Source organism: Chamaesiphon polymorphus CCALA 037 (genome assembly GCF_003003845.1).
GTDB classification, from domain to species: Bacteria; Cyanobacteriota; Cyanobacteriia; order Cyanobacteriales; family Chamaesiphonaceae; genus Chamaesiphon; species Chamaesiphon polymorphus.
In genome coordinates this window covers 1-7,590 of record NZ_PVWO01000282.1, presented here as the reverse complement: position 1 = coordinate 7,590, position 7,590 = coordinate 1, and the positions used below count along the sequence as shown (strand labels likewise).

The window sequence follows — 7,590 nt, the reverse complement described above, 5'->3', positions numbered from 1 at the left end:
CTTTTCTCCTTTTCCCTTTTCCTCTCCCCTTCTGCCTAAAGCCTAAAGCCTAAAGCCCACCCATCCACCCATCCACCCTTACTGTGGTGGTAATTGAACGATACTAAACCAAAAATCTTCGATCGACTGCACGATGCGAACAAATTGATTGAAATCCAAAGGTTTGGTGATATAGCAGTTGGCGTGAAGATTGTATGCTTTGAGAATATCCTCTTCAGCCTGGGACGTCGTGAGCACCACCACTGGAATGCGTTGCAATCGTTCATCCGATCTAATCTCAATTAATACTTCTTTTCCATCTTTGCGCGGTAGATTCCAATCTAGCAAAATTAGATCGGGATGCACGGCTTGATGATATTCACCCTGACAGTGGAGAAAGTTCATTGCTTCGACACCGTCAGTCACTACGCTGAGATTGACATTTACTTCCCTATCTGCTAAAGCAATGCGGGTCAGATGTACGTCTCCAAGATTATCTTCAACGAGCAAAACTTCAATCGGGCGGCTGTTTATGGACATGTTGGGGAGAGATACTACCCACCGCTGGGATTACAAAATAAAAAATCGAACCAGAACACGCTGGTGGGTGAGGCGAAGGTGGCTGCAATAGCGAATCCTGCTTCATAGGTGTCGATTCTACCCAAATTGTACCACCATGACGTTCGATGATTTTTTTGCAAATCGCCAATCCGATTCCCGTTCCGGGGTAGATGACGCGCGTATGTAGGCGTTGAAAGATAACAAAAATTCGCTCGAGATATTGAGATTCGATGCCGATGCCATTATCGGAAATCGCAAACTGCCAACTAGCTGGCGTGGTAGCCAGATCCTCAGTGGTTGAAGTAGATAGCGGCTGTAAGGAGGTGACGCTAATATGAATTTTGGGCGGTACTTCTTCTCGCCGAAATTTAATCCCATTGGCAATCAAATTTTGAAACACCTGAGTTAGTTGAGTCGGATCTCCCCATACTTCTGGAAGTGGGTCGAAAGTAATCGTGGCGGCACTTTCGGCGATCGCGACATGCAGGTTGGAGATCGCATCTCGAACGATGACATTGCAGTTGACAATTTCAAACGGCTGCTTGCGGCTACTGACTCTGGCATAACTCAGTAGTCCCTGAATTAGTGCCTGCATTCTCGTCGCTCCATCTACGGCATAATCGATAAATTCGTCGGCATCGGCATCGAGTTTGCCTTGGTAGCGACGGGAGAGCAGTTGGAGATAACTAATCACCATCCGCAGTGGCTCTTGGAGATCGTGAGAGGCGACATGGGCAAACTGCTCTAGTTCGGCATTCGATCGAGCCAGTTCGCGACCTTGGAGTTGCTCTTGTTCTAATAACTGGGCTTGAGTGATGGCGATTCCCAGTTGGGTTGCCAGTTGCGAGAGCATTTCAACTTCCTTGGGATACCATTTTCGGGGTGCTTGACAGTGATGGGCGATTAATAGTCCCCACAATTCATCCCGCAAATAAATGGGGATGATGGCACTAGCTTTGACTGCAAATTGTGAGAGAAACTCTATATAACAAGGCTGAAACCCAGACTGCGTGATATCAGCAACAGTCTGGATGCGGCCATGGGTATAACGATCGTGGTAACTCCGATTGAAGCAAGGATCGTTAATATTACTGCCCATTACGGCGGGATAATCTGCCAAGACTCGCTCCTGGACTGCCGTCCCAGAGCCATCTGCCGCGAACCTATAAATTAAGACTCGATCGACTGCTAATAGTTTCTGGACTTCTTCGACCGCAGTTTGTAAGATTTCCTCTAATTTCAGGGATTGGCGAATTTTTTGAGAGATTTCGGCAGATAGTCGTGCTTGCCTGCGCAGCCGGACGCGTTCTCTAATATCGATCGTCGTCGCGCGCGCGCCAATATAGTTGCCCAGATTGTCTTTAATTGCTATCACCGTCGCACTGACTGGCACGGTGCTACCATCTTTACGTACCATCTGAAGTTCGATATCATGAATCCAGCCGCGCGTTTTGAGGATGGCGAGATTGTCGTTAAATTTTTGGAGGCTTTGGGTAGCGAGTAAGTCCCCAATCTGCTTGCAACCGACGATTTCAGCTTCTTCATACCCTAGTATTTGGAGTGAAGTGCGGTTGATCCGGATAAATTTGCCGTCAGCATCTAAGGAATGATAGCCACAGGGTGCACGGTTGTATAGTTCTTCAAATTCGGTAGCATATCCGCGCACGATCGCTTCAGACTGCTTTTGTTTGGTGCGATCCCAGCTCACTAATCCATACAAAACGGATAATAATACTAAATCTAATAAACTAGAGATCCCAAAAGCCAGTTTTGTATCGGCGAGGCTTTGTCTGGATTCGGCTTGCAATCGTTCTAGTCCTTTTCGTTCGACTCGCTCGCACTCACTAATCGATTGCCGTACCGTTTCGATCGCTTGTTGTCCTTGCTGCGATAAGACTAATTGTCGTGCAGGGGTCAATACCGCCGCCTGCCGCTTGTCGATCGTGGTTAATAGTTCGTCCAAATTCCGCTCGATGGTCTGCTCGAAGGCAATAATTTGTTGTTTTTGGGCACCGGGATCGCTGGTACCAACGCGCGGTAAAGGCTGATTCAAATCGGATTTTAAGTTGACCAATAATTTTAACTTGGCACGGATTTGACTGATATCGATCCGATGAGCGGCTAAATATTGAGGCTCGTTAGTCAGGAGATATTCTCTTTGTCCGCGTTCGACATCTTTTAATGACGAGAGCATTTGTGCCAAAGTAGCTAGAATTCGATCGTTGTAGACCTCCGCACGATTATTTTCAGAGATCGTTGTAATACTTTGATAAGCCAGAACAGCATTAATTACCAATACGAAGAGGGTAGCGGCAAAGCCAATTGATACTTTGCCAGATGCGATGTTTTTCATCGAAAGAGCTTTGCTGGCTATTGGTTATACTATCGAGGGATTGCGGATTGTAGATTGCAGATTGGGCTTATCCTGACGATCGATACTTGAAATTGAGCAGTAAGATCTGCGATCGACTATCAACTATCAACTATTAACTATCAACTATCAACTATTAACTATCAACTATCAAACTGTAGCAATACCACCCAATCGCCATCTTGGGATCGATCCGGCGATTGAGTCGGTACAGCTAAATTATGCCAACTATTTTACGCCAGCAACATTCATAATTGACATGTGCGTCCAGGTGGCCTGATGACGATAAGTCTCGCTGACTAGTGATTGACAAGCCATATAAAACATATAATCGGCCAACACCATATGCTCGTCCGTACCCATCAACTTATCGACAATCGATTTACACAAACCGGGCGCATCAGGGGTAAAGTGTCCGGATAACAACCAGTCGATCGCTTGCCGGATCTGCGGATAATGCTTGTAGTAATTATACGGATCGTAACCGTATTCTTTGAATAATGCTATTTCGGGAATGGCTAGTCCAAATCGAAAACAATTTTCTGCGCCGACTATTTGCTGCAACCAAGTATTGGTTTTACCCAAACTACCGATCGAGATGACGCCATTAATAGCCGCTTTAAGTTCGCCTAAGTCTACATCTTCGGTGGTTGCCGTGGCAATCTGTTGCGTGACATCTGCTGCTGCAAACATCTGATTGGTGAGTGCTGCCGATTCTGGCACGTAGATTACTTGCAACTTATCGCAGACATCGGGATCTGCTGCCAAAACTCGGCCTAAAGATTCGATGAGCGCGATTGTTTCTCGACGCTCGATGTCGCTGACTAGGGAGTGGCTTGCCTCTACTGCGCTGTCGATTTCGGGAGATTGAAGTACGCTCGCATCGCCAAAGATAAAGGTGCGGGGCAAGATATCGATACCTGGATTTTGCTTGAGGCGATCGAACAGATTGATGATATGTAAAATATTTAATAGTTGGCGTTGATGTCCACAGATTGGTTGCAACTGAAGGTCGAATAGCGAATTGACGTTAATTTTTATCCCCTGCAATCGCTGCAATGCCTTGGCGAAGGCTTGCTTATTTGTTTGTTTGATAGTCTGCCATTGCAGTTGAAATAAGGGGTCGCCAGCTAGCGGTGTGAGCTGCTGGAGGTCTTCTAAATGCGTCAGCCACCGATCGCCGATCGTGGCTGTTACCAATCTGGCAAGGCGATGATTTCCCGTCAGCAGCCATTGACGGGGATTTAAATTTGGCGATAGAGTCCGCTGTGGTAGTTCTAGTTTGAGGATGTTAGCATCGCTCGACCATTGCTGCCGATTGCGCTCTATCGATCGGGGTAATAATGGTAGAGTCTTCGAGTTATTAGGAGTTGGGTTACGACTAGGAGCATTCAATCTGCGCGGCAGGTCGGCCAAAGTTGCTTGTGTAGTTTGTAGTAACGATGAGCTGATTCCCGTCCGAGAATTAATACTTTCTATCACGATCTAGATTCCTCCGTAGTGTGGCGATCGATGTCACTCGCGGGATGCTATCCACGAACGAATTGCGTTAAGTAGTTGGTCGATCTAACTACTCGATCGGTATTCTATCTGAGAAGTTTGAGGAACTTGTGAGGATTAAGATTTAATTTGGAATTTATCGAACTGGGCAAACATTCACGAAAAGTAACTAATTGTCAATCCGTAAATCGCGAATTTTTTATTAATTATTGGTGTCTTTGGATCGATGGATGAAAAGTGGGGAGCGAGGATAAGAGAACTTACTGTATTACAATAGTTAGAAATTATATTTCAGCTCGGCACAGCCTAATTATCTAGCGATTCCCTGTTTTCATTCAATTTTAGCGGCTCGGCTTCGACAACTTCCACTTCGACTAGAGGTGCGGTTTCGACAACAGGGACATTGACAACTTGTGGCAAGCGTAACGGTAATACTAGTGGCTGTTCGGGAATCGTCAGTACTGGTTCGAGCCAATAACTAGCTGTCGGAATCGTGCGTTCTAAATCTTCTAGGGGTCTGGGGATGACCATGATCGATCGCAGTTCGCCAATCTGCTCGGCTGCTGACATGCCGACGTCGAGAGCGATCGTCACGTTGGAGACGGTACCGCGAATGATGGCCGTACAAAAGCCAGCACCCGTTTTTTCATAACCAGCAACATGCACATCTGCTGTTTTGAGCATCGCATCCATCGCACCGACCATTGGTGGGAAACCGCGAGTTTCGAGCAGACCGATGGCCAGATTACTGAGCTTGCTTTTGCTGACAATTTGTGCTAACAATCGATCGCTAATCGGCAGAACGGCATCGAGATTGGGAAACGGACGGGAAATTACCGATTTGGAGATCAATTCATCCATCTGTTCGGCAACTTCTGCGCCTGCGGCTACTGCCAATTTCACGTCTGGAAAGCGACCCCGAATTACAGCAGTGCAATAACCATTACCAATCTTTTCATAACCTACTAAATGGACAGCAGCAGATTTGAGCATCATATCTGCCGTTCCCACCATAGCCGGAAAGCTCCGAGTGGATACTAACCCGATCGCACTTTCAGCATGAATATTGGACATGACTGGCTGTGAGTGTCTCCCCAAGGGTAAATTTAGTGGATAGCGATGCACGTTCGTCGGGTTCCCCGACGGTTTAGTGCATCAAGACAGTGAAAATAATTGATAGTTAATAGTCGATCGTCGATCGCAAACAGATCCTGAGTTGACGATCGATCTCGATTTACTATCCCAATGGTTAAATGCTAACTATTAGCTAATCCGGCCTTCAACTTGAGCGCGAAATTCTTCGACTTCTTCAGTATAACCAATTGGCAAAATTCGCTCAACGTTGGGATGCGGACGCGGGATAATGACCCAAGATTCTAATGTCCCACCATAGACTTTCTCAACTACATCGACACCAGCCGCCATTGCCTGTTTGACTTCGGAGACATCACCGCGTACATTGACGGTGAAGCGAGCACTACCAGCCCTAAGATATCCGACCAAAGTAACGCGACCTGCTTTGAGCATTGCATCAGCAGCGGCTAAGACAGCGGGAAACCCTTTGGTTTCGATCGAACCAACTGCCTGTTGAGAACTCATAGAATCAGCCATTTAAATATAAACTCCTAAATAAATTATCGATTGACTAGCATCTCCACTGGAGATCGGCAACTCTTGCCATAGGTGTTAGAACTAACTATTAGCCATAACGATCGACGATCGACTAAATTACACCCAAAAATCTTCCGATGCAGATGTATAGTGAATCGGTAGTACGCTATCTACATTGCCAGTTGGATGTGGAATGATATAGTGACTGACTACTCCGCCGCGTTTTGTCTCTTCACCCGCTCGGACACCAGCCGCAACAGCTTGCTGTACCTCGGATACCGTGCCACGAACCGCTACGATAAACTCGGCGCGTTCTGCTAAACCAAAGTAAACTAAGGTGACATTTCCCGCTTTGACCATGGCATCAGCAGCGGCTAAGACTGGGGGGAATCCGTCGGTTTCGATCGTGCCGACTGCCTGAGCGGAACTTCGAGCATCAGCCATACAAAATACTCCTTACAAAGATCGACAAATAGCTAGCAGAATTATTGGTTTTGAGATAGAAATAGGCTCTAACTGGATTGTGTTTCTCATCCAGAAGGTGGCAATAGTCAATCGCTAGAGTCTATTGCTGCTCGCCACCAGTCGTTCGCAACTAGTCGAGCCAGCCGATATCGGTGTTGGCGCGACGGCGAGCTGTTTCCTCGCGGGATTCGGTCGGACGAGCCGTAATCGAGGCATTGGATCTGGATGTATCTTGTTTGACGATCGCCGCGCTCTTATTCTTGGCGGGTGCTTGTCCTTGTTCTGCCAATTTGACGATTGTATCTTTAGCTTCTTTCAATTCTTTTTGTGCCAAATTAGCTTTGGATTGAAGATCTTCAATCTGCTGCTTGAGTTTTGCTTCGCTCTCCTGTGCTGCCTTAAGCTTGGCTAAAGTGGCGGCATCATCGTTGTTAGGGGGGTTCATGTCGGTAGTAGTTGTTGTTGGCGTAGGAGTGGGTGGAGGGGTTGGGGGAGTATTGTTTGGGGCAGCACTCCGTTCGGGGATGACCAATGGTTGCTGCATTTCCTGCCGCAATACATCAGCAGGTGACGATCGTTTTTTTCTAACAGTCATATTTTGCTCCAGTCTTTCCAGATTTCATTGACGACACAACGGTAGTCTGCGGCTGCGGGTGCGGCGGCTTGACTTTTAAAGTGACTGATAGGCAAGCCAGCCATCGCCGCCCGTTCGTGAATTTTTAAGTTCCGAATTACTGTATAGTAAACCGGAATCTGACACTCTAATAAGGTTTGTTGCGCTTCTTGAGCTTCTCTCAAACCGCGAGAATTCACTTTAGTCAACAGGACGCGATGGCCGATTTGCGTGGGCAGAACCACCTGTCTGACCGTGCGAATCAATGCCGCCAGATCCATTGGAGCTGGCGGGGTTGGTAATACTAAGTAATCGGCGATCGGCAGAATGGCGGCTAAAGCCACCGAATCGAGTGCTGGTGGCATATCGACAACTACAATCTCATAGTCAGCCCACTGTTGGCGACTGACACCCGTCAAGTCGGTTAACACTGTAGTCTCGAAACCCAAATCTACACCGTCAGAATGCTTTACCCACCAACTTGCTGACC

At 47.1% G+C, this 7,590-nt stretch carries 8 protein-coding genes; all 8 read right to left on the bottom strand.

What is annotated here, in order from left to right:
• Positions 1-78 precede the first annotated feature (78 nt).
• Complete coding sequence (locus C7B77_RS19015) at positions 79-519, bottom strand: response regulator (RefSeq protein WP_106308346.1); 441 nt, start codon at positions 517-519, stop codon at positions 79-81.
• A complete protein-coding gene (locus tag C7B77_RS19010) occupies positions 494-2,893 on the bottom strand; it encodes a GAF domain-containing protein (RefSeq protein WP_106308343.1) in 2,400 nt (799 codons plus the stop codon). Before C7B77_RS19010 ends, C7B77_RS19015 begins: the two co-directional genes overlap by 26 nt.
• A 246-nt stretch (positions 2,894-3,139) precedes the next feature.
• Entirely contained in the window at positions 3,140-4,393 is a 1,254-nt protein-coding gene (locus C7B77_RS19005; protein WP_181243924.1) for a glycogen/starch/alpha-glucan phosphorylase, read from the bottom strand.
• A gap of 324 nt (positions 4,394-4,717) precedes the next feature.
• Positions 4,718-5,485 carry a beta-carboxysome assembly protein CcmO gene (ccmO, locus tag C7B77_RS19000; RefSeq protein WP_106308337.1) on the bottom strand — a complete coding sequence of 256 codons (768 nt, stop codon included), beginning with the start codon at positions 5,483-5,485 and terminating at the stop codon, positions 4,718-4,720.
• 189 nt (positions 5,486-5,674) lie between these two features.
• The gene (locus C7B77_RS18995; protein WP_015161401.1) at positions 5,675-6,022 is read right to left on the bottom strand and encodes a carbon dioxide-concentrating mechanism protein CcmK; all 348 of its coding nucleotides are present in this window, start codon (positions 6,020-6,022) and stop codon (positions 5,675-5,677) included.
• A gap of 117 nt (positions 6,023-6,139) precedes the next feature.
• Positions 6,140-6,466, bottom strand: a complete 327-nt coding sequence (locus C7B77_RS18990) for a carbon dioxide-concentrating mechanism protein CcmK (RefSeq protein WP_106308335.1) — start codon at positions 6,464-6,466, stop codon at positions 6,140-6,142.
• Positions 6,467-6,617: 151 nt separating this feature from the next.
• Positions 6,618-7,082: a hypothetical protein gene (locus C7B77_RS18985; protein ID WP_146138399.1), complete on the bottom strand. Its 465-nt coding sequence runs from the start codon at positions 7,080-7,082 to the stop codon at positions 6,618-6,620.
• Positions 7,079-7,590 (bottom strand): ParA family protein (locus C7B77_RS18980; RefSeq protein WP_106308331.1); only part of this gene is annotated, 512 nt, incomplete at its 5' end. The genes C7B77_RS18985 and C7B77_RS18980, both read right to left, overlap by 4 nt.

Excerpts from the sequence above, each read along its gene's own strand:
- ccmO (WP_106308337.1), bottom strand. The coding sequence starts at position 5,485 with ATGTCCAATATTCATGCTGAAAGTGCGATCGGGTTAGTATCCACTCGG.
- C7B77_RS19015 (WP_106308346.1), bottom strand. The coding sequence starts at position 519 with ATGTCCATAAACAGCCGCCCGATTGAAGTTTTGCTCGTTGAAGATAAT.
- C7B77_RS18990 (WP_106308335.1), bottom strand. The coding sequence starts at position 6,466 with ATGGCTGATGCTCGAAGTTCCGCTCAGGCAGTCGGCACGATCGAAACC.
- C7B77_RS18995 (WP_015161401.1), bottom strand. The coding sequence starts at position 6,022 with ATGGCTGATTCTATGAGTTCTCAACAGGCAGTTGGTTCGATCGAAACC.
- C7B77_RS19010 (WP_106308343.1), bottom strand. The coding sequence starts at position 2,893 with ATGAAAAACATCGCATCTGGCAAAGTATCAATTGGCTTTGCCGCTACC.
- C7B77_RS18985 (WP_146138399.1), bottom strand. The coding sequence starts at position 7,082 with ATGACTGTTAGAAAAAAACGATCGTCACCTGCTGATGTATTGCGGCAG.